Annotated in this window: 20 protein-coding genes and 2 riboswitches; of the genes, 15 read left to right on the top strand and 5 right to left on the bottom strand. The window is 62.5% G+C overall.

From position 1 onward, the window contains the following. Window positions 1-13: 13 nt before the first annotated feature. A complete protein-coding gene (locus M1D51_RS17085) occupies window positions 14-595 on the bottom strand; it encodes a helix-turn-helix domain-containing protein (protein WP_172323992.1) in 582 nt (193 codons plus the stop codon). A gap of 108 nt (window positions 596-703) precedes the next feature. On the opposite strand from M1D51_RS17085, the gene M1D51_RS17080 reads away from it, so the two are divergent. Then, entirely contained in the window at window positions 704-1,705 is a 1,002-nt protein-coding gene (locus M1D51_RS17080) for an NAD(P)/FAD-dependent oxidoreductase (protein ID WP_458109608.1), read from the top strand. An 83-nt stretch (window positions 1,706-1,788) separates the two neighbouring features. Here the strand turns inward: M1D51_RS17080 and M1D51_RS17075 are convergent, their stop codons facing one another. Then, the gene (locus M1D51_RS17075; protein WP_458107342.1) at window positions 1,789-3,012 is read right to left on the bottom strand and encodes an amidohydrolase; all 1,224 of its coding nucleotides are present in this window, start codon (window positions 3,010-3,012) and stop codon (window positions 1,789-1,791) included. Between the two features lie 90 nt (window positions 3,013-3,102). On the opposite strand from M1D51_RS17075, the gene M1D51_RS17070 reads away from it, so the two are divergent. Next, the gene (locus tag M1D51_RS17070) at window positions 3,103-3,762 is read left to right on the top strand and encodes a cyclodeaminase/cyclohydrolase family protein (protein ID WP_458107341.1); all 660 of its coding nucleotides are present in this window, start codon (window positions 3,103-3,105) and stop codon (window positions 3,760-3,762) included. Window positions 3,763-3,826: 64 nt separating this feature from the next. Here the strand turns inward: M1D51_RS17070 and M1D51_RS17065 are convergent, their stop codons facing one another. Continuing rightward, window positions 3,827-5,380: an MFS transporter gene (locus M1D51_RS17065; protein WP_458107340.1), complete on the bottom strand. Its 1,554-nt coding sequence runs from the start codon at window positions 5,378-5,380 to the stop codon at window positions 3,827-3,829. A gap of 73 nt (window positions 5,381-5,453) precedes the next feature. On the opposite strand from M1D51_RS17065, the gene M1D51_RS17060 reads away from it, so the two are divergent. From M1D51_RS17060 to M1D51_RS17020, 9 genes are all read left to right on the top strand, one after another. Beyond that, window positions 5,454-5,993 carry a TetR/AcrR family transcriptional regulator gene (locus tag M1D51_RS17060; protein WP_172323987.1) on the top strand — a complete coding sequence of 180 codons (540 nt, stop codon included), beginning with the start codon at window positions 5,454-5,456 and terminating at the stop codon, window positions 5,991-5,993. 93 nt (window positions 5,994-6,086) lie between these two features. After that, window positions 6,087-6,184, top strand: a riboswitch (glycine riboswitch). Between the two features lies 1 nt (window position 6,185). Continuing rightward, a riboswitch (glycine riboswitch) is annotated at window positions 6,186-6,312 on the top strand. A 52-nt stretch (window positions 6,313-6,364) separates the two neighbouring features. Beyond that, window positions 6,365-9,211, top strand: coding sequence for an aminomethyl-transferring glycine dehydrogenase (gene gcvP / locus M1D51_RS17055; protein ID WP_458107339.1), 2,847 nt, complete (start codon window positions 6,365-6,367; stop codon window positions 9,209-9,211). A gap of 13 nt (window positions 9,212-9,224) precedes the next feature. Next, on the top strand, window positions 9,225-10,358 hold the full coding sequence (gene gcvT / locus M1D51_RS17050) for a glycine cleavage system aminomethyltransferase GcvT (protein ID WP_458107338.1): 1,134 nt from the start codon (window positions 9,225-9,227) through the stop codon (window positions 10,356-10,358). 35 nt (window positions 10,359-10,393) lie between these two features. Beyond that, window positions 10,394-10,780 carry a glycine cleavage system protein GcvH gene (gcvH, locus tag M1D51_RS17045; RefSeq protein ID WP_026542540.1) on the top strand — a complete coding sequence of 129 codons (387 nt, stop codon included), beginning with the start codon at window positions 10,394-10,396 and terminating at the stop codon, window positions 10,778-10,780. Between the two features lie 412 nt (window positions 10,781-11,192). Continuing rightward, complete coding sequence (locus tag M1D51_RS17040; protein ID WP_458107337.1) at window positions 11,193-12,605, top strand: L-serine ammonia-lyase; 1,413 nt, start codon at window positions 11,193-11,195, stop codon at window positions 12,603-12,605. 38 nt (window positions 12,606-12,643) lie between these two features. Next, complete coding sequence (locus M1D51_RS17035; RefSeq protein WP_458107336.1) at window positions 12,644-13,465, top strand: DNA/RNA non-specific endonuclease; 822 nt, start codon at window positions 12,644-12,646, stop codon at window positions 13,463-13,465. 118 nt (window positions 13,466-13,583) lie between these two features. Beyond that, window positions 13,584-14,672, top strand: a complete 1,089-nt coding sequence (locus M1D51_RS17030) for a lipid II:glycine glycyltransferase FemX (protein WP_458107335.1) — start codon at window positions 13,584-13,586, stop codon at window positions 14,670-14,672. A 119-nt stretch (window positions 14,673-14,791) separates the two neighbouring features. Next, complete coding sequence (locus M1D51_RS17025) at window positions 14,792-16,108, top strand: peptidoglycan bridge formation glycyltransferase FemA/FemB family protein (protein WP_458107334.1); 1,317 nt, start codon at window positions 14,792-14,794, stop codon at window positions 16,106-16,108. Between the two features lie 27 nt (window positions 16,109-16,135). Continuing rightward, a complete protein-coding gene (locus tag M1D51_RS17020; protein WP_172325960.1) occupies window positions 16,136-17,623 on the top strand; it encodes a threonine/serine exporter family protein in 1,488 nt (495 codons plus the stop codon). A 62-nt stretch (window positions 17,624-17,685) separates the two neighbouring features. Here M1D51_RS17020 and M1D51_RS17015 read toward each other — a convergent pair whose 3' ends face one another. Then, window positions 17,686-18,525: a siderophore-interacting protein gene (locus M1D51_RS17015; protein WP_458107333.1), complete on the bottom strand. Its 840-nt coding sequence runs from the start codon at window positions 18,523-18,525 to the stop codon at window positions 17,686-17,688. Window positions 18,526-18,740: 215 nt separating this feature from the next. Next, window positions 18,741-19,511: a uracil-DNA glycosylase gene (locus M1D51_RS17010; protein WP_458107332.1), complete on the bottom strand. Its 771-nt coding sequence runs from the start codon at window positions 19,509-19,511 to the stop codon at window positions 18,741-18,743. A gap of 106 nt (window positions 19,512-19,617) precedes the next feature. Here M1D51_RS17010 and M1D51_RS17005 point away from each other — a divergent pair, with 106 nt between their 5' ends. The 4 genes from M1D51_RS17005 to groL all read left to right on the top strand — a co-directional run bounded on the left by M1D51_RS17005 (window position 19,618) and on the right by groL (window position 22,936). Next, complete coding sequence (locus M1D51_RS17005; RefSeq protein ID WP_375154250.1) at window positions 19,618-19,953, top strand: DUF3263 domain-containing protein; 336 nt, start codon at window positions 19,618-19,620, stop codon at window positions 19,951-19,953. Between the two features lie 49 nt (window positions 19,954-20,002). Next, window positions 20,003-20,611 carry a LytR C-terminal domain-containing protein gene (locus M1D51_RS17000; protein ID WP_458107331.1) on the top strand — a complete coding sequence of 203 codons (609 nt, stop codon included), beginning with the start codon at window positions 20,003-20,005 and terminating at the stop codon, window positions 20,609-20,611. A 172-nt stretch (window positions 20,612-20,783) separates the two neighbouring features. After that, window positions 20,784-20,987 (top strand): cold-shock protein, encoded by a 204-nt coding sequence (locus tag M1D51_RS16995; RefSeq protein ID WP_011773737.1) that lies wholly within the window; start codon window positions 20,784-20,786, stop codon window positions 20,985-20,987. Window positions 20,988-21,310: 323 nt separating this feature from the next. Further along, entirely contained in the window at window positions 21,311-22,936 is a 1,626-nt protein-coding gene (gene groL / locus M1D51_RS16990; protein ID WP_172324129.1) for a chaperonin GroEL, read from the top strand. Window positions 22,937-22,995: the final 59 nt, after the last annotated feature.

The raw sequence follows: 22,995 nt of genomic DNA, 5'->3' as shown, positions 1-22,995 counted from the left end.
GCGCTTGCCCTTCCTAGCGCTTGGGTCGTGCCCGTACATGAAGGCGTTCACCTTGCTGGCCGAACAGGGTGAGGAGTTCCACGGGCTCCGAGGTGGCGCTGGCAAACCAGTGCGGTGTTCGCGTATCAAATTCCGCGACCTCGCCGGGTTTCAGCACAAAGTCGTTCTCACCCAGTACCAGCCGAAGCTTGCCGTTGAGGATGTACATCCAGTCATAGCCCTCATGTGATTGGGGCTGCGGTATCTCTTTTCCTGTTCCGCTTTTCAGCACCATTTTGAAGGCCTGGATACCGCCCGGGCGCCGGGTCAGGGGAAGTGCGGTTCCCCACTCGTGAACGTGCGGCTTGAGGTGAATCCGGGGGTCGCCGGTTTCCGGGGCGTCGATGAGTTCTTCGAGCGGAACTTGATGCAACCTCGCGATGGGGAGGAGCAGTTCCAGGGTGGGCTTGCGTTGTCCCGATTCCAGCCTTGAGAGTGTGCTGACGGAAATGCCCGTACCTTCCGAGGCTTCGGCCAAGGTCACGTTGCGTTGGGTCCGCATGGCACGCAGGCGGGGGCCGACGGCGTCGAGCATGCTGCTGAAATCCGTTGTCATGCCCCTCATTTTGCCATACTGGCAAACTTCCTTGCTGTTCTCGACCTTCCTGTCCAACCATGGAAGGAGCGGCGCATGGCCGCAGGAGACGCACGGAGGCATTTGGGTATGGATACAACGAGCAATCCCTTGGCAGCGGAATACGACGCAGTGGTGATCGGAGGTGGCGCAGCTGGGTTAAGTGCAGCCGTGACGCTGGGCAGGGCCTTGCGGTCCGTCGTCGTTATCGACGCCGGTGAGCCGCGGAACGCACCCGCAGCCGGGGTGCACGGATTCCTCTCCCGTGACGGCATCAATCCCCGGGAGTTGCTGGAACTGGGCCGGGCAGAGGCGATCCAGTACGGAGCCGCAGTGGTGGAAGGCACTGCTGTTGGGGCGCGCTCGACGGCGGCAGCCACCGAAGGGGCGGAGCCTGCCTTTGAGGTGGACCTGGCTGATGGCCGCACCATCAAAGCGCGAAGGGTGCTGGTCACCACGGGACTGATCGACATCCTGCCCGAGATCGACGGGATCAGGGAGCGGTGGGGACGCGACGTTCTCCACTGTCCCTACTGCCACGGCTGGGAAGTGCGGAACAAAGCGATCGGAATCCTGGGTTCGGTGCCCATGGCATTGCACCAGGCGTTGCTGTTCCGCCAGTGGAGCCCCAACATCACTTTGTTCCTCAATGACGTGGTGGAGCCTACGGAGGAGCAGTGGGAGCAATTGGCTGCCCGCTCCATCACCGTGGTGGACGGTAAAGTCCGGGCGCTGGAAGTCACTGACGATGCATTGAGCGGCGTTGTCCTGGATTCGGGAACGGTGATTCCGATGCAAGCGGTTGTGACGGGCCCCCGGCTGGAGGCAAGATCCGGCGTGCTGGAGTCCCTCGGGGTCCCCGTGGTGGAGCACCCGATGGGCGTCGGGACCCATGTTGAAGCCGGTCCGATGGGCGGGGCAACATCGGTGCCTGGCGTCTGGGCGGCCGGTAACGTCACCGATCTCACTGGCCAGGTGATGGCCTCCGCAGCTGCAGGGGTCATGGCAGGCGCTGCCATTAACGCTGATCTGATGATGGAGGAGACCACCCTGGCTGTCCGGGAGGCACGTCAGGCGGCGTTGTCCCACTAGTCACTGCACCGGCTCGGTGAAGGAAGCAAGGGTGAAGGCGCTGCACTCGCGGCGCCTTCACCCTTGCCGGACCGGATGAATCCCTAGGACTGGGTAGCCAGGAATTCCCGGGCGGCCGTCACCAAGGCTTCGGTCCCGCGCGACAACGTCGGCTCAATGACCGGAGCAAAATACGGTGAGTGATTCGACGGAATATCTTCGGGTAGACGGCCCGTTGTGGCGAATTCCTTGAACAGGGCAGGCTCGGCGCCGCCCAGGAACCAGAAAACCAGGGGAGCGCCGGCGGCCTTGGCCAAGGCGCCCACGTCTTCGCTTCCGGAGACAGGACCGGGGTCAATGATCTGTGTTTCGCCGAACTTTGCCTTGAACGCCGCGGACACCCTATCGGTGGCAGCCTGATCGTTGACGGTCAGCGGAAAGTGCTCTTCAAACTGAATCTCCGGGTCTTTGGGTGCCCCTGACGCTGTGGATTCTGCCGCGGCAATGCGCTCGATGGAACCGAGGATCTTATCCCTGGTGTCATTGCTGAAGGTGCGGACGCTGAGGCCCAAAGTTGCTGTTTCGGGAATGATGTTGTTCTTGGTCCCCGAGTGGATCTGCCCCACGGTCACTACCGCGGAATCACTCGCTGCCAGCTCACGGGCAACAATGCCCTGCAGCCGGACGGTGGTTGCCGCTGCCATCAGTACCGGGTCGATAGTGGTCTCAGGGCGTGAACCGTGACCACCGCGGCCATGGAGGGTGATGTTGAGGGAATCGGCGGATGCCATGGTGACGCCGGGCCGGATTCCGAACCAGCCGGCGGGGAAGGGGGCCACATGCTGGCCCAGGACGACGTCGGGTTTGGGCACAGCGTCATACAGGCCATCGGCCACCATGGTTTCTGCCCCGCCACCCCATTCCTCGGCTGGCTGGAAGAGGGCGATCAGGGTGCCTTGCCACTGATCACGTTGAGCGACCAGAGCCTCCACCGCACCCACGAGGCAAGTGACGTGTACGTCATGGCCGCAAGCGTGCATGACCGGCATGTCCTTACCCTGGTGGTCAACACCCATGGCCGTGCTTGCGTAGTCCAGGCCTGTTGTTTCCTTGACGGGCAATGCGTCCATGTCTGCCCTGAGCATCACTACGGGTCCGGGCCCGTTTTCCAGAACACCCACAACCCCGGTTTTTCCGATGCTGCGGTGAACGGCGAAGCCGAGTTCTTCCAGATGTCCCGCGGCGATACCTGCGGTCCTGGTCTCTTGGAAGGACAGCTCGGGGTGGGCATGCAGGTCCTTGTATAGCTTTTCGAGGTCAATGGTCATGAGTCTGCCCTTTTCATTCGACGCCTAGGTTTGGCCAGTGTATCCAGCCCAAAGCTGCGAAGGCTGAAAAGCCCCGGCACACTGGATGGCATGAACGATTCTGAATCAGTCACCACCCAGCAATCCACCGTTGAGGAGTGGACCAAGGCCCTGGCGGAATCCACTGGCTCACCTGGTGGGGGCGCCGGGACCGGGGTCATGCTCTCCATTGCGGCTTCCCTGACCTCCATGGTGGCCGGCTACACCGAGGTGGAAGACTCCGAGCACCAACACCTCGCCGGCATCCACGCCCGTGCCCGCGAACTCCGCCAAGTTGCCCTTCACTTAGCCGACGACGACGCTACGGCCTCCAACGCTTTCGGCGCCGCCTTCCGCCTCGATCCCGGGCCGGAGCGCGACGCCGCAATCCATCAGGCCTCCGTTGATGCCGCCAAAGCGTCAGCGGTCTTGGGGGAGCGGGCCATCCGTGCCATTGAAGACCTCGCATGGCTCGCTTCGCACGGCAACCCTGCGCTGATCGCCGACGTCGTGGTGGGTTTCGGAGCCCTCCGGGCAGCTATTGCAGGAGCCCGAACCAACGTAAGCTTCGACCTCGGTTCCCTGACCTCGGCCGGCACCACCCTCGAGGAAGTCAGGGACCGGCATCCGGAACTCTGGACCACGGTCACCCGGCTCACCGACGCCCTGGACAGGATCGATGAACTGGCCGCCGGCGTCGACAAGAAAGCGGCGCCGACCGAAGCCGTGTGAGGCCCGATATGCGTGCCAAATTCCCAGAGAATCGCGCAGAGCGGGCCCCGCAACGGCGCTGTACCTACTTCTGCGCCTTCGGCACACGGCGAAGCACGACGGCGGCGAGCACCGCAGCTCCGGCCATCAATACCAGCCCAATCGCCGCTGTGATGTGGACGCCGGACTCGAAAGCCGTCCGGGCGGCGACCGTCAGCGCCTCCGACAATGGCGACGGAAGGGCGGACGCTGCGTCAACAGCGCCGGCGAGTGTTTCCGCGGACTTTCCGGCTGCCTGCGAGGAAACGCCGTCTGGAATCACGAGGTTGTGCTGGTAGGAAGCAGTGAGGATGGATCCGAGTACAGCCGTTCCCAGGAGCGATCCCAGTTCGTAGCCGGTCTCGGAGATGGCCGAGGCGGCTCCGGACTTGTCGGCCGGCACGGAAGCCAGGATGAGATCGTTGGAGATGGTCTCCGCGGCACCCACGCCAACTGCCAGGACAGTCAGCGCCGACAACAGGAACACGGGTCCGCTGCCGTGATCGCCAACAACCACAATCAAGTAGCCCACGGCGCTGAGCGTCAAGCCCGCGGCCACCACGTATCCGGGGCGGACGCGCTTGACCAGCGGCACCACCAGCAGGCCGGCGATGACAGTTGCCAGGAGGGCAGGAATCATTGCGATGCCGGCCTCCATGGGGGATTGGCCTTCAACAAGTTGCAGGTGCTGGGCGAAGAAGTAGATGAAGCCCGTCATGGAGAACAGTGACAACACGTTCGCCACGATTGCCGTGCTGAACACCTTGTTCTTGAAAAGGGCAACGTCCAGCATGGGGTTCTGGATCCGCTGCTGGCGACGCACAAACAGAATGCCCATCACCAGGCCGAAGCCCATGAACGCGGCCGCGGATGCCCCGAAACCATGGACTGCGAATTCCTTGATGCCGTAGACGAACGGAGCCATGGTGACCACGGACAGGACGATGCTGGGCACATCCACGCGTCCGGGGTTGGCGTCCTTGGATTCGGGAATCAGGACCCGGCCGAAGGCGAGCAGCGGCAGGAGAAGGAAAGCTGCCACCAGGAAGACTGCGCCCCACCAGAAGTGCTCCACCAGCCAGCCGCCGAAGATCGGACCAAGGGCTGCGCCGCCCGAGAACCCGGCAGCCCAGACGGCGATGGCAAGCCGGCGCCGGTTGGGATCGGTGAAGATGTTCCGGATCAAGGACAGGGTTGACGGCATCAGCATTGCGCCAAAGACGCCAAGGCCGGCCCTGCCGGCGATGAGCCATTCAGCGGAGGGTGCAAAAGCTGTAGCAGCCGAAACCGCAGCGAAGCCTGTGCTGCCGACCAGCAGCAGCCGCCGTCGTCCGATCCTGTCGCCCAGGTTGCCCATCGACACCAGCAACGCGGCAAGAACCAGCGGGTATGCGTCAACGATCCACAGCAATTGGACGCCGCCCACGTCCAAAGAGCGGGCGATTTCAGGCAAGGCAAAGGTGAGCGCGGTGTTGTCGACGGCCACCAGCAGCACCGGAAACATCAGCAGTGCCAGTGCCGTCCAGTCGCGCCACGGTGCTGCTTGGCCCTTGAGGGGATCAGCGGAACGGGGTGCTTGGGTTGAGGACGGCGAGTACATGTCATTTACTGTACCGTCCAGACGGTACAGTTTCAAATGTAACCCCAGTGAAGCTTTAGGGAATGATGGACACATGCCACGAAAACCAGTTGCCCGGGACGCAGTCCTGGATGCCTTCGAAGCCCTCCTGATAGAGGTGGGGGAGCGGGCTGCCACCCTCGACGCCGTTGCCAAGCGTGCAGGGGTGTCCAAGGGCGGGCTGCTCTACCACTTCCCCAACAAGGAAGCGCTGATCACAGCGCTTTTGGAGCGTCTGGACTTGCTCGCCGATGAAGACACCGCGCTGATGAAGGCGGCGCCCGATGGTTCGGCCGCCTACTTCATCCGGTCATCGCTCTGGGCGGATACGCCCATGGACCGGGCGTTCGTCGCTGCCACCAGACTGGCCGAGGTGGCCCATGAGGAAACGCGCCGGAGGTTTGCCGCCATCCAGCAGCGTTGGCTGGACGTGCTGGCGGAGGACGTTGGTCCGGACGTCGCCAAAGCCGTCAGCTATATGGGTGACGGCCTGTATTTCAATGCCATCTTCGAAGGCGGGCAGGAGGGTGGCAATGCCGGGCGGGAGGCCGACGTCGACATCCTGCTTGGTGTCCTTGATCGGTTGCGGAAGTAGCAGGCCGTCCATTTGCGGCGGCGCCCGTGACGTAGGACAATTAACCCTTGTGGCGTGCCCTACACGGTGCCCATACATAACTGAACATGCCTTTGATCTGCGGCGGGAGAGTCCTGCAAGCAAGTGATGCAGGCGCCGTAGGAGCAAACCCTCCCCAGGAATCTCTCAGGCCCACGCACCGCCGCGGCAAGGCAACTCTGGAAAGCAGCAGGCAATCAGCCCACCTCAGGGTGAATGAGCGCTGTGCTCACCGACGGTGCAAGCGATGGTTGTTCACGCAACGCGCGGAAACTCTCAGGTCCAATACAGAGCGGGGAGGAACCCAACCGCTGTGGCGTACCCAAACGCCGCCCAAGTAATGGAGTTCCTTCGTGACGGTTAGTTCTGCCTCCACCACCTTCGTCGATCGGCATATTGGCGCCCGCCGCCAGGCCGACATTGAGACCATGCTCAAGTCCGTCGGCTACGACACCGTCGATTCGTTGGTCGACACCGCCGTCCCGAACGACATCCGCCAGGACGTTGCCCTCACCCTGCAGAACGCGCTGAGCGAAGTCGAGGTCCTCGCTGAGCTGCGCAAGCTCGCCTCCAAGAACAAGACCGCTGTCCAGATGATCGGCCAAGGCTACTACGACACCGTGACGCCGCCGGTGATCCGCCGCAATATCCTGGAATCCCCGGCGTGGTACACGGCCTACACGCCGTACCAGCCGGAAATCTCGCAGGGCCGCCTCGAAGCGCTGCTGAACTTCCAGACCATGGTCCAGGACCTGGTCGGCCTGCCGATCGCCAACGCCTCCCTGCTTGACGAAGCAACCGCCGTTGCCGAGGCCGTCCTGATGATGCGCCGCGCCAACAAGAACAAGGCTGCCCAGGACGGCAAGACCGTCCTCGACGCCGATTGCCTCCCGCAGACCATCGCGATCGTCAAGGGCCGCGCCGAAGCACTCGGCTTCGAGGTTGAGGTCGCGGATCTCTCCCTCGGCCTTCCGGAAGGTGCCATCAACGGCGTCGTTCTCCAGCAACCCGGCGTGTCCGGCCGCGTATTCGATCACTCCGCCGTCATTGCCGATGCCAAGGAACGCGGTGCGCTGGTCACCGTCGCTGCCGATCTTCTCTCGCTGACGCTGATCACCCCTCCGGGCGAGCAGGGCGCGGACATCGCCGTTGGTTCCGCGCAGCGCCTGGGTGTTCCGCTGTTCTTCGGCGGCCCGCACGCGGCCTACATGGCCGTTCAGAAGGGCCTGGAGCGTTCCATGCCCGGCCGTCTGGTGGGCGTTTCCAAGGACGACGCCGGTGTCCCCGCCTACCGCTTGGCGCTGCAGACCCGCGAGCAGCACATCCGCCGCGAGAAGGCCACATCCAACATCTGTACCGCGCAGGCCCTGCTGGCCATCGTGGCTTCCATGTACGCCGTTTACCACGGCCCGGAGGGTTTGAAGGCGATTGCCGAGACCGCCCACAGTCACGCCCGCACCCTCGCGGCGTCACTGAAGGCTGCCGGCGTCGAGGTCCTTCACGGTTCCTTCTTCGACACCATCACCGTCCGCGTCCCGGGCAAGGCTGCAGAGATCGTCGCTGCTGCCGAGGCCAAGGGCATCAACCTGCGAGGCGTTGACGCTGACACTGTTGGTATCTCTGTTGATGAGACCACCACTTCCGAGGTTGTTGCTGACGTCGCGGCGGTCTTCGGCGCTTCGGTTGCTGACGCCGCTGAAGGTCTCGCGCTTGAAGCTTCCGTGGAGCGCACCAGCGACTTCATGCAGCACCCGGTGTTCAACACGCACCGCTCCGAAACCCAGCTCCTGCGCTACATCCGCAAGCTTTCGGACCGCGACCTCGCGCTGGACCGCACCATGATCCCGCTGGGTTCCTGCACCATGAAGCTCAACGCCACCGCAGAGATGGAAGCCATCTCCTGGCCGGAATTCGCCTCCATCCACCCGTTCGCTCCGGATTCCCAGACCGAGGGCTGGCGCGAACTCATCACCGACCTCGAATCCCAGCTGACCGAGATCACCGGCTACGACCAAGTGTCCATCCAGCCGAATGCCGGTTCCCAGGGCGAGCTCGCGGGCCTGTTGGCCATCCGCGGCTATCACCTGTCCCGTGGCGACGAGCAGCGTAACGTCTGCCTCATTCCCGCTTCCGCCCACGGCACCAACGCAGCCTCGGCAGTGCTGGCCGGCATGAAGGTTGTAGTGGTGGCCACGGCCGCCGACGGCACGATCGACCACGCGGACCTTGCCGCCAAGATCGAGGCCAACCGCGAGGTGTTGTCGGCCATCATGATCACCTACCCGTCCACGCACGGTGTGTACGATGCCGACGTCCGCGAAGTCTGCGACGCCATCCACGAGGCCGGCGGCCAAGTCTACATTGACGGCGCAAACCTCAACGCCCTGGTTGGGCTCGCCCAGCCGGGCAAGTTCGGCGGCGACGTATCCCACCTGAACCTGCACAAAACCTTCTGCATCCCCCACGGCGGTGGCGGACCCGGCGTTGGCCCGGTTGCTGCCAAGGCGCACCTTGCACCGTTCATGCCCGGCGATGCAGCTTCCTGGACCGAAGGCAACGACGTCCCGATTTCGGCATCCCGTTTCGGTTCCGCCGGCGTTCTGCCCATCTCTTGGGCTTACGTGAAGCTCATGGGTGGCCAGGGCCTCACCGAGGCAACCAAGTCGGCGCTGCTGGCTGCGAACTACATCGCATCCCGCCTGAACGAGCACTTCCCGGTCCTCTACACCGGCGAAGGCGGACTGGTGGCCCACGAGTGCATCCTGGACCTCCGCGAGCTGACGGCCAAGACCGGCGTCACTGCTGAAGACGTTGCCAAGCGGCTCATCGACTTCGGCTTCCACGCCCCCACCCTGGCGTTCCCGGTTGCCGGAACCCTGATGGTGGAGCCCACCGAGTCGGAGGACCTTGCCGAGATCGACCGGTTCATCGAAGCTATGATCACCATCCGTGCCGAGATTGAGCAGGTTGCTCACGGCGACTTCTCCGTGCAGGATTCCCCGCTTCGCCGCGCACCCCACACGGCAGCCGCCGTCGTAAGTTCCGATTGGGACCGGGCGTACCCGCGCGAGCAGGCTGCCTTCCCGGTCCACCACCTCAAGCAGGACAAGTACTTCCCGCCGGTCGGCCGTATCGACGGCGCGGCAGGTGACCGCAACTTGGTGTGCTCCTGCCCGCCGATCGAAGACTTCGAGAACTAAGGGGTTCCGGAAAATGACAGAGAACTACACAGCTCTTTACGAAGAGCACAAGAAACTCGGCGCGTCCTTCACCGACTTTGGTGGCTGGCAGATGCCGCTCAAATACTCCTCTGAGTTGGCTGAGCACCATGCTGTCCGCAAGTCCGCAGGCCTGTTCGACCTCTCCCACATGGGCGAAGTCTGGGTCACCGGCCCCGAGGCAGCAGCTTTCCTGGACTACGCCCTGGTGGGCAAAATCTCCGCCATGGCAATCGGCAAAGCCAAGTACTCGCTGATCTGCCAGGAAGACGGCGGCATCATCGATGATCTCATCGCCTACCGTCGCGGTGAGGAGAAGTTCCTCGTGGTACCGAACGCCGGAAACGCTGCGGTTGTTGCCTCGGCCCTTCTGGAGCGCGCTGCCGGTTTCGACGTCGTCGTTGAGGACGCATCCGCTGACACCTCGCTGATTGCCGTTCAGGGGCCGCTGGCCGAATCGATCCTCCTCCGCCTGGTGCCCGCCGAACAGCACGCAACGGTCACCGACCTGAAGTACTACGCCGCGGTTGATGTCCCGTTCACGTTCGACGGCGGCACGCAGGAACTGCTGTTGGCCCGCACCGGCTACACAGGCGAAGACGGCTTTGAGATCTTTGTGGCCAACGAATCCGCAGCAGCCCTGTGGCAGGCCATTGCCGACGCTGCCGAAGACGGCGAACTCACTCCCGCCGGCCTGGCTTCCCGCGACTCCCTGCGCCTGGAAGCCGGCATGCCGCTCTACGGAAACGAGCTCTCCCGCGAAGGCAACCCCTTCGCAGCAGGACTCGGACCGGTGGTGGCTCTGTCCAAGGAAGGCGACTTCGTCGGCAAGGACGCACTCGCTGCCCTCAAGGCAGATGGCGCAGGCTCCACCAGCGGACGCAAGCTCGTTGGCCTCAAGGGCCTGGGCCGCCGTGCCGGCCGAGGCCACTACCCGGTCCTCAAGGACGGCGCAGTGATTGGCGAAGTCACGTCCGGTCAGCCGAGCCCCACGCTCGGTTACCCGGTAGCGTTGGCGTATGTCGACGTCGAGCATTCAGGGCTTGGCACCGCACTGGACATTGACCTGCGGGGTAAGTCTGAGCCATTCGAAGTCGTTGCCCTGCCGTTCTACAAGCGCCAAAAGTAACTCCCGGTTTCATCACCACACGTAAAGGAAACAGAATGCCCAAAGTAGCGCCCGAACTTCAGTACTCCGACGAGCACGAGTGGGTTTCCCGCGGCGAAGGGAACTCGGTATCCGTCGGTATTTCCGAGGTTGCCACCGACGCTCTGGGTGACATTGTGTACGTTGACCTGCCCGAGGTTGGCTCCACGGTGACCGCTGGCGAGACCTGCGGCGAGGTTGAGTCCACCAAGTCCGTCTCTGACTTGTACTCGCCGGTCACCGGTGAGGTCACGGAGATCAACGACGCCGTTGTATCGGACCCGGCCCTGATCAACAACGACCCCTACGGCGCCGGCTGGCTGTTCAAGGTCGCCGCCGAGTCCGACGGCCCGCTGCTCTCCGCCGAGGAATACGCCTCCAAGAATGGCGGAGACCTCTCCTAAGCCCTTCCTCTTAGCTGGCGGCCCCTTGGGGTTGGCGTCCTCCGCGGGCTCGGTCGCATAGGCACCCGCTGGGCGGATGCGATGCTCCCTTGGACGCCCGCTTCCGCACGCCGACCCCAAGTGCACCGGCCGATTCGTGGGTTTGCTGCTGGGGGTGCCGTGCGCACGGCATGTTTGGCAGCGAATCCCCGAATCGGGGAACGCCGTCCGATGAGCGTTGGCCATGTGGCCCACCCACGGACGCATGGGCGTAGCGTGGGATTTGTAGAACTGAATAAAATTGCGACGCCGGGTTGCCGCCTTTGGGGGCCATCCGGCGTCGTGCTTCGGTCGATCTCCGCCACAAGCGGGGTAGGCCATCCGGCAGGACCATCTGCCGGACCGTTTCAAACTGTATTAAGGAATCCCGACCATGGCTGTTGGTGTTTTCGATCTGTTTTCCGTGGGTATTGGTCCGTCGAGTTCTCATACTGTGGGGCCGATGCGGGCTGCTGCGGTGTTTGCTGGTGAGTTGAGGGACGCTGGGGTCCTGGGTTCGGTGGCTTCGTTGCGGGTGGATTTGTATGGGTCGTTGGCTGCGACGGGTCGTGGCCACGGGACCATGACGGCGACGCTGTTGGGCTTGGAGGGGTATCACCCTGAGCTGATTCTGCCTGAGGAGGTGGAGGCGCGGTTGGCTGCTATTGCTGAGACGGGTGTGTTGAACCTGGCTGGTGCCTCTGGTGAGGGGGTGGAGTTGCCGTATGCGGTGGAGGATATGGTGTTGCATCCGTTGACGGTGTTGCCGCGGCATACGAACGGGATGAAGTTTGCTGTCTCTGATGCCGGGGGGAATGTGCTGCGGGAGGCGACGTTCTTTTCTGTGGGTGGCGGGTTCATTGTCCGTGAGGGTGAGGAGAACGCCGCGCAGCAGGAGCTGGAGGAGTCCAAGAAGGAGTTGCCGTTGCCTTTTAGGACGGCGGCGGAGTTGTTGGGCCGGTGCCAGTCGAAGGGGTTGGGCATCAGCGAGATCATGTTCATTAATGAGCGGGCGTCCCGGTCCGAGGAGGAGATCCGGGAGGGTTTGCTGCATATCTGGTCCGTGATGGAGGCCTGTGTGGAAACCAGTTTGAAGCGTGAGGGTGTGCTTCCTGGCGGGTTGCGGGTCCGTCGTCGTGCGCCTGATTGGTTGGAGCGGCTCCTGAAGGAGGATAAGGACCGGAACGATCCGAAGTATTGGCAGGAGTGGGTGAATCTGATCGCGTTGGCGGTCAATGAGGAGAACGCCTCGGGCGGGCGTGTGGTGACGGCGCCGACCAATGGGGCTGCGGGGATCATTCCGGCGGTGTTGTATTACGCGTTGAATTATGCGCCGGGGATGGATAAGGCTTCCCAGCAGGATCGGGATGATGTGGTGGTGAAGTTCCTTCTGACTGCCGGTGCTGTGGGGGTTTTGTATAAGGAGCAGGCGTCCATTTCGGGTGCTGAGGTGGGGTGTCAGGGTGAGGTGGGGTCGGCGTCGTCGATGGCTGCCGCTGGGTTGGCTGAGGTGATGGGTGGTACGCCGGGTCAGGTGGAGAACGCGGCGGAGATCGCGATGGAACATAACCTGGGGTTGACGTGTGATCCGATCGGGGGGTTGGTGCAGATTCCGTGTATTGAGCGGAACGCGATTGCTGCGGCGAAGGCGATCAACGCGGCGAAGATGGCGTTGTGGGGTGATGGTACGCACCGGGTCTCGTTGGATGAGGTCATTGTGACCATGCGGGAAACGGGCAAGGACATGTCCCATAAGTACAAGGAAACCGCGATGGGCGGCCTCGCCGTCAACGTCGTCGAATGCTGAGCCTGTTTACTGTCAGTGCCTAGTGCCATGCTGTATCCATGAGCGGGGGATACGACAAGGATTTTTTGCGGGCACGGCTTGAGCTGCCCAGTCCGTCGGCAACGACGATTCTGTTGGACTACATCCACTTCTCCGTGCGTTTCCGGGCTGCCCGGAAGCTCGCGGCGATCGTGGGCGTCAACATCCACGGTAAGGAACTGAATCCGCTGGCGCGCGAGGGCACGTGGCACTTCGATGACAGGATTCCCAGGGAGCACCAGGCGGGTCCGGACGTTTACAAGAACAACGCCTTCGACCGCGGCCATTTGGTCAGACGGCTGGATCCCGTCTGGGGGGACGCTGCTACGGCGAAGAAGGCCAACCAGGACACCTTCGCCTTCACCAATGCTGCCCCTCAGGTGGACGACTTCAACCAAGGCAAAGAACTCTGGGTGGGGCTGGAGGACCACGTCTTGAGCCACGCGGATGCCCACGATGCCAAGCTCAGTGTCTTTACGGGCCCCGTGTTCCGGGACGACGATCAGCCCTACCGGGGTGTCCAAATCCCGCGGAAATTTTGGAAGATCGCGGCCTGGACCAACGATGCCAAGCTGGCCGCCGTGGGCTTCGTCCTGGACCAATCACCGCTGCTCGGGAAAGTAGAGCTCAAACGGGCCATTGACCAGCGGCTCCTCGAAGGAGAGCCACCTCCGCTGGGACCCTTCCGAACGTTCCAGGTTCCCATTGGGCAGATAGCAGACCTGACAGGACTGAGCCTTAGCAGGCTCACCAACGCGGACCGGCTCGTCAGCGGCCAGCGTGAACTGGGCAGGCAGCCGAAGGCGATCGAGTTGGAGAGCGCGGACCAGATCCGTTTGTGAGCAACGGCAGATCGGCGCTTTCGCTCGTAGACCAGCCGATTTCGCTTGGCCCGATAGACTTGGGGCTGCATGTCCGCATGCGTACCGAGCTTTTGAACACTGCACCAAACCCCTGAGATTGGACACGGCCACCTTGCGAGAATTTACCGCCCGCTTTGCCACCGCCGAGGAAATCGACAACTGGGACAAGCACGTCACGGCCAACCCGAACGGCGGCAACATGCTGCAGTCCGACGCCTATGCCGCAGTCAAGGACGGTAACGGCTGGTTGGTCCGCCGGCTCGTCATCGAAACCCAGGAGTACAGCAGCTACAACTTGCTCCTTGAGAAGAAGTTCCCTGTCCTGGGCCGGCTCTGGTACCTGATCAAAGGCCCGGACGTTGCTGCTGTGGAAGACATCCAGCCCCTGCTGATGGCCGTGGCCACTTTGGCCAAGGAACAGAAGATGAACGTCTTCACCATCAAGATAGAGCCCGACGTCGTGGAGTCACCTGAGGTGACCGCGCAACTGAAGGCTGGTGGCTTGGTTAAGGCTCCCAACATCCAATCCAACGACTCAACAGCGATCCTGGACATCTCAGCCCCTGCCAACGAAGTACTGAGGAGCATCTCCTCGCGTGCCCGGAACGCTGTCCGCAGGGCCGAGCGTGAAGGGTGCGAGGTTGTGCAGGGAGAGCCCGGCGAGGACAGTTACCGCAAGCTGTACGCCCTCATGCGGAACACCATGGACGCTAAAGGTGCCATGCCGCTGCGGAGCTACGAGTACTACGCAAAGTTCTGGGAAGAGTTCTGCAGCCGCGGGCAGGGCCACTTCTTCTTCGTTCACGAGGACGGGGCACCCAGTGTTGGTGCCTTCGTGATCAACTACGGATCAAAGGCCACGTACAAGGACGGTGGATCAACCCAGAACCGTAAGCAGTACGGCGATTCACACCTGGCGCAGTGGGCAGCAATCCAGCGCATGCAGGAGCTCGGCTGTGTGGAGTACGACTTCTGTGGGACTCCGCCGGCGGCACACATCAAGGACAAGTCCCACCCGCTTTACGGCCTGGGATCCTTCAAGACAAGCTTCACCAAGACCGTCACGGATTTCGTGGGCTGTTACGACCACGTGGTGGGGCCAATCCGCTACAAACTCTGGCTCAAGGGGGCGGAGCGCGTTTTCCGCCGTGTCGAGACCATGCGTACCGGCGGCCAGTTCTACTAGGAGCCGGCCCCGGCTAACACCGCCCCAAGCTAAATTCAGGCCCGCCCCGGCCACCAACGGGTGCAAATCTACTGTTAGGTGAGGTAATTTCTTTGACTCCGATTGAGGCTGGAACCGCCATGGAATTCGTGATTCTCAGTGACGCTGATTTCGAGACATTCGCCAAGGGACACCCGCAGGGCAGCTTCATCCAGTCCCTGGACCTCACGCGTTTTCAGCGTGCCCGCGGCCAGGAAGTGGAACTCTTCGGAGTAAAGCAGAATGGCGCGCTGATTGCTGTAGGAAAGCTGGTCTACACGGCCAACCGCCTGGGCTACAAAATCGCAGACTGCGCCAAGGGACCACTGATGGACTACAGCGACCCCGCGGTGGTTCGCTTCGTCGTCGAGCAGTTGAAAAAGCACGCAGCCGGCAAGAAGGCTGCCGAGCTGCGGATCTCGCCCAACATCCGGTACATCGCACGGGACGAAGAGGGCGCCGAGCACCCCGAAGTTGAGGACAACCGTCCGCTGCTGAAGGAATTCGAAGGCCTGGGCTTCAAGCACCAGGGCTTTGAGATGAACTTTGCCAATATCAACTGGATGTTCATCAAGCAGTTGGACGGAATCGCTGATTCCGAAGAGCTCATCATGGGCATGAACTACCGGACCCGTAAAGCCATCCGTAAAGCCGAGAAGAATGGCGTCTACCTGGAACAGGCAACGCTGGAGACGCTGGATGATTTCTACACCGCCCTGAGCACTGCCGGGGACGAGAAAGGCTTCACGTACCGCGAACGCGAGTACTACGAGCACCTGCTCCGCAACACCTCGGACGAGTTCACCAAGCTCATGATGGCCAAGATCAATATCCCTGAGTACCGGGCCTCCATCACCGAACGGCTCGATGCCGAATCCAAGACCCTCGCAGACCTGAAGCGGGAAGTCGAGGAGACCGGCAGCAAGAAGAAGGCCAACCGGATCAAGGTAGTCCAGGACCTCGTTGACAGTTACGAGCGCAGCCTCAAGGACATCGAACGCTTCCCGGATTCAGTTGGCGTTGCCACTGTGGCCGCCATCCACTTTGCCTGCTCCGGCGACGAACTGGTGTGCGTCATTGGCGGCACCGTGCAGGATTACATCTACTTCAATGGCGCAACGTCCCTGTACTGGGGCATGATGCTGCACGCCTTGAATAACGGATACTCGCGCTACAACTTCTACGGCACGTTCGGCATCCAGGGCCAGGATGAGACCGGCCATGGAGGGTACGAGTTCAAGAAGGGCTTCGGTGGCGAAGTGGTCCAACTGGTGGGCGACTTCGTGGCCCCGGTCAATCCGGTCATTTTCCATGGATACCGCGCGGTCAGGAAGCTCGCAGGGGCCGCCCAGACAGTGCTGGGACGATTGCCACTTGAGAAATTGCCGGTAGTAGGAAAACTTCGGAGGAACCGCTAATCACACAAGCCAAGGGAGGATCACCGCGTGACTGAACGCCCCGACGGGTCCGCCAGCAGGCCCCATACCGATGGGTTGCCCAAGACCCAGCCATTGCGGCCATCCCAGGTCCGGCAGAACGTCAACGCCAAACGCATGCTCATGCGTCTGGTTCAAGGCGATAGCCCACCTACAGCACCAATGAACATCGTGGACCGGTTGGCGGGAAGCCCCTATGCCAACCCCACCATCCAAGTGGTGGGAGTGGACGCCTCCGCCCGCAAAACCATCGACTTCGCCCTGCATCTGGCCGAGGTCATGTTCCGCTATGGTGCCGGTGCCCTTGAGGTCGAGACCAGCATGATCGCCGTGACGGCGGCGCTGGGATTGAAGAACGTTGAAGTGGACATCACCAACCAGTCGGTGGCCATCAACTACGCGCCCAAGGACCAGACACCCATCACGCTCCTGCGTGTAGTGCGCTCCTGGACCAACAACTACGCGGGGCTGGCGCAGGTGCACCAACTGGTGACTGACATTGTGGCCGGGGGAGTGGGGCGCGATGAAGCTGTGCGCCGCTTGAACGAGATCATTCGCAGCGCCAAGCCTTTCCCGCGCTGGATGGTCACCATTGCGTTCGGCATTTTCTCGGCCGTTTTCGTGGGCGTTCTGGGCGGCGGGCTGGGTGCATCTGCTGTGGCTTTCTGCTCCAACATCCTGATCAGCCTGTTGTCACGGCAGCTGGCACGGTGGCGGACGGCGGACTTCTTCAACACCATGGCGTGCGCGTTCCTGGTCACCTTCATTGCCCTGATGCTGCGGTGGGCGGGTGTGGACATTGCTCCTTCCATTGTGGTTGCCGGCGGGATCCTGCTGCTCCTGCCAACGGGTCGCCTTGTCTCCTCAGTGCAGGACGCGATCAACGGATTCCCCGTGACAGCAGCAGGCCGGTTCCTTTCCACGGCGCTGACGTTCGGTGCCATCGTGGCAGGTATAGGCGTGGCTGTAGTGGTCGGAACGTTGATGGGCAGCGCCGTACTTGATGTCACGGACACATTCCCCGACGCTTACCCTTTGTGGGGCCAGGCCATTCTGATCGCCATTGCGGTGGTGGCCATCGGCGTCACCGAACAAACGCAAATGCGTCTGTTATTCCCGACGGCGGCAGTCGGCTTGGTGGGCTTCTTCGTCTTGTGGGGGGCTGGCGCAGCCGGACTCGGCGATCGCTTGTCGCCCGCAGTGGCTGCGGTGGTGATCGGCCTGCTGGGCCGGGTAGTGGCGCTCAAACTCGGTGCGCCGCAGCTGGTGGTTGCAGTTCCGGCGGCATTGATCCTGCTTCCCGGCCTCACCATCTTCCGGTCCATGTATGTTTTGACTGTTGAAGAGGGCGACATCCTGGCCGGTGCTGGTGGCATGCTCAACGCGGGTGCGATTGTCCTTGGCGTTGCGGCGGGCATCGTGCTCGGGGACAACTTGGCCAGGCCGCTGACGAAGGGCCTTTCCAGCAATGAACGGCGCAGGGTGCGCAGGCGTTAGGAAAATTGAAACTCAACGGAAAAGGGCGCCGCTTCAAGCGGCGCCCTTTTCCGTGGTGAAGGCTAGATCTGCCCGACCGGAAGCTTTTTTTCGGCTTGGAAGACTTCCTCCACGCGGCCTTGCGCCCAGTAGCCGGACAGCGAGACCTGCGAGCGTTCCAAGCCTCGCTGGACGAAGAGGATCTCGCGGAGTCCCTTCATGTAGCCCCGCTCGCCGTGGGCGAAGACGTCCACCCGCCCGGGCAACCATTCGGTGGTGCGCAGGGCCTCGAGTAGAAGATCACTGGATCCTGCAGGCACTCCGTTGCGGTACAACCAGTGGAGCTTCACGCCGGAGGGTGCCGAAATGGGCAGGATGTCTGCCGCGCTGTCCACCTCAAGGAAGACGGTTCCGCGGGCATCGGGGGCAAGAGCCTCGACGCAGGCAGCGATGGCCGGAATCGCTGCGTCATCGCCGGCGAACAAGTACCAGTCGGCGTCGGGGGCCCGGTTGTAAGCGCCACCGGGACCTGTGAAGACCAACGAGTCGCCGGGTTTGGCCTCTGCTGCCCACGGACCTGCCAGGCCTTGGTCGCCGTGGACCACGAAGTCAATGGCCAGCTCTTGTGCTTCCAGGTCTACCCAGCGGATGGTGTAGGTCCGGGTGTGGGGCCACAGCTCCCGGGGCATGGTCTCGCGGATGGCCCAGAGGTCCAGCGGAAGCTCGTAATCGACGCCCGGCTGAGGGAAGACGATCTTGACGTAGCGGTCCACATACTCGTTGTTCGCGTAATCGCTGAACCCTGGTCCGCCTGCCACGATTCGCACCATGTGCGGCGAAAGGCGTTCGTTCCGCAGGACGGTCAGATTGACCTGCGGGCGTGTTGTGCGTGAGGCGGACGAGGTGACGGGGAGAGCGGTCATGTAGGTAAGCCTAAGCTAATTACCTGCACGTCTGCTGGGGATGAGTCGAAGGTTACACGCCCTCTTGCATATCCCGCGTGCTTGGGCCGGACCCTCTTGCATGTCCCAGGTGCTTCGGGAGCCAGGTGAGTGAGCGTTGGGGTTGAAGGCTTGGGATGTGAGTGAGCGTTGGGTTTGAAGGGCTTGGGATGTGAGTGAGCGTTTCAGGACGAAGGTTACAGGACCGGCAGTTCCCACTCGACGGGTTGGGCACCTTGTTCCAGCAGTAGTTCGTTGCTGCGGCTGAAGGGCTTGGAGCCGAAGAAACCGCGTGAGGCGGAGAGGGGGCTGGGATGGGCCGACACAATCGACGGCGCTCCCTCAAGAAGCGGCACGACGCCCTCGGCGTCCTTTCCCCACAGGATCGCTACCAAGGGGCTGCGCCTCCCGGCGCTGTCCGTTCGGTTGGCGACTGCGGTGACTGCCGCCGTCGTGATGGCCTCCCAGCCCTTGCCGCGATGCGAGCCTGCATCTCCGGCGTTGACGCTAAGGACCCGGTTGAGCAACAGGACGCCTTGGTCCGTCCACGCCGTGAGGTCGCCGTGGACCCGGGGCGGAAGCCCAAGGTCGTCATGGAGTTCGCGGTAGATGTTGGCCAGGCTGCGAGGGATGGGTCGCGTTTGCCGCGAAACGGCAAAGGAAAGCCCGACGGCGTGTCCCGGCGTGGGATACGGATCCTGACCAAGAATCAATACTCTGACATCGGCCAGCGGTTGCTGGAAAGCGCGGAGAAGGTTGCCGGCTGAAGGAAGGACATGGGCCCCGTTCCTGGCCTGGGCCGCCACGAAAGCCAGGGCGCTCCGAAGCTGTCCTTCCACGGGTCGCAGGGCATCGGCCCAATCCGGGGCCATCAGTTCTTCCAGCGGCCGGTCAGGGAGCCTGGCGAAACCCGCGTCATCCAGGTCCGTCGGCTCAAGGTCAAAGAGTGCATCCTCGCCATTCACCACGCCATTGTCTCCCGCGCCGTCCCGGCCCGGCGAATGACAGCGTTGTTATTCGCCCGTAACATGGGGGTAGGACATTTTCCCCCAACACGCGTCGAAGGAGTGTGCCGTGGCAGAACCAGCACCGGAACCGATGGCGCCGCAGGCAACCGGGTTTGCCCTCGAAGACCTTGCGGCCGGGACCCGCAGTGACTCGCCGCTCAGCGAACGGGACCAGCAGATGCTGGCCCTGGAACGGCAGTGGTGGAAGTACTCAGGGGCCAAGGAACAAGCGATCCGCGAGCTGTTCGATCTCTCGGCTACACACTATTACCAGATCCTGAACGCACTGATCGACACTGAGGACGCGTTGGCCCACGATCCCATGCTCGTCAAGAGATTGCGTAGACTACGTACGTCCCGCCAGCGTGCGCGGACGGCACGTCGCTTGGGGTCCGACGCGTAAATAGCCCGGCTGATCTGTCAGCAGCAACCAGCAAGGACATCGCTTCACCATGACCAAATATGCCAAGGACGAATTCGACCAGGTCCCGCAGAACACCTCCCGGCAGGGCGTGCACCGTGACGCCCAGGAGACCGCACGCCCCACTTTGTGGCCGGTCCTGACCGTCGGGGTGGTTGCCCTGGTCCTGGGACTGGTGGCTTTCCTGGTCCTTCCGAACCTCGGCGTGGTGGCCCCCGGTGCTGCGCCCGCTGTCTCGACGCCGGCACCCCAGCAGACTGATGCGACCCCTTCGGCTACTCCGAGCGAATCCAGCAGCGCCCCCTCTCCTTCCAGCGAGCCGACCCCGTCCGACAGTCCGTCGGCAACCCCGTCCTCCGCTCCCGTGGACAAGGCCACTCCTGTGGCGGTCTACAACGGCGCAGGCACCGCTGGTTTGGCCGGCCGTGTAGCAGGTTTGGTGGAAGCCGACGGCTGGACGCTGAGCACGGTGGGCAACTGGGGCGGCATGCCGCAGCAGACATCCGTGATCTTCTACAACGTCCCTGAGCAGAAGGCCAACGCCGAAGCCTTGGGCGCGTTGCTGGGCATTCAGACCATCCTGGAATCGCCCGAAGTCCAGCAGCCGTTGGTGGTTGTTGCAGGACCCGGCTACCAGTAGTTTTCGAGCCCCCGCTTTCGCCCGAAAGCCCCAACTCGGTTAAGCCTCAATAACAAAAGTGATGCCCTGGCCCTCCATGGGAGCGCCGGTGGAGTGACTGTGGTTACAGTGGATTGATTCCGGTACGGAGATCCCGGCAACCGGTCTTGGCTACTGCGAAAGTGTGGGCATCATGGCATTGGGAACCGTCAAATGGTTCAACGCCGAAAAGGGCTACGGATTCATCACTGTGGATGAATCGGGTGACGACGTTTTTGTGCACTGGTCCGCCATCCAAATGGACGGCTTCCGGGCCCTTGAAGAGGGTCAGCGTGTTGAGTTTGAACTGGGCGAGGGGCAGAAGGGCCCGCAAGCCGAAGGTGTGCGCGTCGCCTAGCTCTTTGCCTGGTTTCGGTTCATCTCCGTCAGCCCTCGGCTGAAAGCCCTTTGTTTATAGAGCAAAGTGGCATCTCTGCTTGCACTCTCCCCGGTCGAGTGCTAATTATTGATTTAGCACTCCTATGGTTCGACTGCTAAGTCCGGCCCGGCTAAACCCGGCGGCGGATAGGTGGCGGACCGGCGGAGGATCAAGAAACACCTTGGTGGGGTGAGGTCCGGAGCGCGGGGCATACAGAGGCCGCACGCAAAGGACCGTCCGTCGCGGGCACCCTATCTGACAGGTACCTTCTTAACGACTGTCCCGAAAGGACTACCGCCGTTATGGCCAAGATCATTGCATTTGATGAAGAGGCACGCCGCGGCCTCGAGCGGGGCCTGAACATCCTCGCAGACGCCGTCAAGGTCACCCTCGGCCCGCGTGGACGCAACGTCGTCCTCGAAAAGAAGTGGGGCGCCCCCACGATCACCAACGATGGCGTTTCCATCGCCAAGGAGATCGAGCTGGACGATCCTTACGAGAAGATCGGTGCAGAACTGGTCAAGGAAGTTGCCAAGAAGACGGATGACGTCGCTGGCGACGGTACTACCACTGCAACCGTTCTCGCCCAGGCACTGGTGAAGGAAGGCCTGCGCAACGTTGCCGCCGGCGCCGACCCGCTGTCCCTCAAGCGCGGTATCGAGAAGGCTGTTGAGGCAGTCATCAACGAACTGCTGGCTTCCGCCAAGGAAATCGAAACCAAGGAAGAGATCGCAGCCACGGCTTCCATCTCCGCCGGTGACCCGGAAATCGGCAGCCTGATCGCCGAAGCCCTGGACAAGGTGGGCAAGGAAGGCGTCATCACGGTCGAGGAATCCAACACCTTCGGCCTGGAGCTCGAACTCACCGAAGGCATGCGCTTCGACAAGGGTTACATCTCCGCTTACTTCGTCACCGACGCTGAGCGCCAGGAAACGGTCCTCGAAGACCCGTACATCCTGATCGTGAACTCCAAGATCTCCAACGTGAAGGAACTCGTCACGGTTCTGGAGAAGGTCATGCAGTCCAACAAGCCGCTGCTGATCATCGCCGAAGACATCGAGGGCGAGGCCCTGGCCACCCTGATCGTCAACAAGATCCGTGGCACCTTCAAGTCCGTTGCCGTCAAGGCTCCGGGCTTCGGTGACCGCCGCAAGGCACAGCTGGCCGACATCGCCATCCTCACCGGTGGCCAGGTCATCTCCGAAGAAGTTGGCCTCAAGCTTGAAAACGCTGGTCTGGAACTCCTCGGCACCGCCCGTAAGGTTGTTGTCACCAAGGACGAGACCACCATTGTTGAAGGTGCCGGCGACGCCGAGCAGATCGCAGGCCGTGTGGCCCAGATCCGCGCCGAGATCGAGAACTCCGATTCCGACTACGACCGCGAGAAGCTGCAGGAGCGCCTGGCCAAGCTGGCCGGCGGCGTTGCAGTCATCAAGGCCGGTGCCGCAACCGAAGTTGAGCTCAAGGAACGCAAGCACCGCATTGAGGACGCAGTCCGCAACGCCAAGGCTGCTGTTGAAGAAGGCATCGTTGCCGGTGGTGGCGTTGCCCTCATCCAGGCCGGCGCCAAGGCATTCGCCAACCTCACCCTGCAGGGTGACGAGGCAACCGGTGCCAACATCGTCAAGGTCGCCATCGACGCACCGCTGAAGCAGATTGCCTTCAACGCCGGCCTCGAGCCGGGCGTCGTAGTGGACAAGGTTCGCGGCCTGCCTTCGGGCCACGGCCTGAACGCTGCCACGGGCGTCTACGAAGACCTTCTGGCTGCCGGCGTCAACGACCCCGTAAAGGTCACCCGCTCGGCTCTCCAGAACGCTGCTTCCATCGCTGGTCTCTTCCTGACCACCGAGGCTGTAGTTGCCGACAAGCCTGAGAAGAACGCTCCGGCTCCCGGCGGCGACGACATGGGCGGCATGGGCGGCTTCTAAGCCCCTTTGCTGTAGCGATACAGCGCCCAAGCATCACGCTTTAGAGCAAACGACGGCGG

The sequence above is a fragment of the Arthrobacter sp. R3-55 genome, assembly GCF_054161505.1.
The sequence above is the reverse complement of the archived record's forward strand: the minus strand, read 5'-3'. Positions and strand labels throughout refer to the sequence as shown.